Source organism: Paenibacillus tritici (genome assembly GCF_013204885.1).
Classification (GTDB): domain Bacteria; phylum Bacillota; class Bacilli; order Paenibacillales; family Paenibacillaceae; genus Paenibacillus_AQ; species Paenibacillus_AQ tritici.
On the sequence record NZ_JABMKX010000041.1, the window covers coordinates 1 to 1,289 of the forward strand.

The 1,289-nt window shown below is 49.4% G+C and carries 2 protein-coding genes; both read left to right on the plus strand.

Going from position 1 to position 1,289, the window contains the following annotated elements; genetic code table 11:
• The first annotated feature begins 70 nt into the window (after positions 1-70).
• Entirely contained in the window at positions 71-403 is a 333-nt protein-coding gene (locus HQN87_RS31945; RefSeq protein WP_173141375.1) for a transposase, read from the plus strand.
• On the plus strand, positions 400-1,263 hold the full coding sequence (locus tag HQN87_RS31950) for an IS3 family transposase (RefSeq protein WP_211722503.1): 864 nt from the start codon (positions 400-402) through the stop codon (positions 1,261-1,263). Before HQN87_RS31945 ends, HQN87_RS31950 begins: the two co-directional genes overlap by 4 nt.
• Positions 1,264-1,289 lie beyond the last annotated feature (26 nt).

A 1,289-nucleotide genomic window follows, 5' to 3' on the forward strand; every position in this document is an offset into this window, starting at 1 on the left:
GTGCGACTAGAATAGACTGTGGACAACCGTTAACGTACGGACCGATAATAGAAGTAACGGAGGTGTTCACATGGGAGAACAGCGTCAGCGATATAACGAAGAGTTTAAAAGGGAAACTGTGAAATTTATTCAAGAACAGACGAAGAGCTTCAGTGAATTAGCGGAAGAGCTAGACATCCCGAAAAGCACACTGCATCAGTGGATGGGGCAATATCGAGAGCTTAAGAATGAACCGGTAGCGAGTGTGGATCGGGTGAGGGAGCTCGAAGCAGAGCTGAAGGAAGCACGGCGTCAGCTCAAGGAACACCAAGATCAACTTGCCGACCGGGATGAAGAATTGGCTATCATAAAAAAAGCAGTGCACATCTTCAGCAGACCAAGGAACTCCGATTCCAGTTCATGAAGGACCATCGCTCCGAGTATCGCTTGGAGAAGATGTGCATAACCCTACAAGTATCCAGGAGCGGGTATTACAAGTGGCTGAGCGCCAAACCCAGTCCACAAGAACTCCACAAGGCTGCGGTGAAGGAGCGAATCCGGTACCATTTTGCCGACCACAAAATGCGGTATGGGAGTCCGAAAATCACCCGGTTGCTGCACCAGGAAGGCTATACCGTCACGGAACGTACCGTGAGTGTGTATATGCGGCAAATGAAGCTACGCTCGGTGGTATCTAAACCCTACCGCGTACAGACCACCGATTCTAAGCATAGCAATCCCATTGCACCGAACACGCTGAACCAAGAGTTTAAAGTACTGAAACCGAATACGGTATGGGTGACTGACATTACGTATATCCCTTGCCGGGGAGGTCGCTTGTACCTGGCCAGTGTCATGGATCTATGCACGCGTGAAATCGTAGGCTGGCGGTTGTATAACCACATGGAGACTAGCCTGGTTCTGGACGCCCTGCAGGCGGCCTATACAGCCAAACGGCCTGGTGCGGGACTCTTACACCACTCGGACCGAGGGTCTCAGTATACTTCTACTGAATACACCCAGCAGCTAAAGACATACCAGATGGAATCGAGCATGAGCCGCAAAGGAAACTGTTACGATAACGCCTGCATTGAGTCTTGGCACAGTATCTTAAAGAAGGAACTCATATACTGTAACCCCCGTTTTAAAACGCCTGAGCAGGCTTACCAAGCCATTTACCAGTACATTGAATTTTACTATAACCGTAAGCGAATGCACGGCGCGCTAGGGTATCTTTCACCCATCCGTTTTGCTAAGCAATGTACTGAAAAATCCGTTGCGTGAGCGTCTACTTTCTTGACAAAGGTCCA